Genomic DNA, 211 nt, shown 5'->3' on the forward strand with positions numbered 1-211 from the left:
CGGCTGGTCACCGTCAGGTCCGACAGCGCCTGCACCAGGTCCGGCGCGGCCTGGCTGTAGGTGTCGGCCACCTGCGCCAGCTTGACCAGGTCGGCGTCGAGGTTGGGCAGCTGCGGGTTGAGCTGGCCGAGGTACTGGTCGAGCTGCACGAGCGTCTGGCCGAGCGGCTTTCCCCTGCCGGACAACGCCTGCGACAGCGCGGTGAGCGTGG

General features: G+C 71.1%; 1 protein-coding gene. It reads right to left on the reverse strand.

The annotated features are described in order from the left end of the window. A partial coding sequence (locus F0L68_RS41975) for an MCE family protein (RefSeq protein ID WP_188317161.1) occupies positions 1–211 on the reverse strand: 211 nt, incomplete at both ends.

It is taken from the genome of Solihabitans fulvus (genome assembly GCF_008386585.1).
GTDB classification, from domain to species: Bacteria; Actinomycetota; Actinomycetes; order Mycobacteriales; family Pseudonocardiaceae; genus Solihabitans; species Solihabitans fulvus.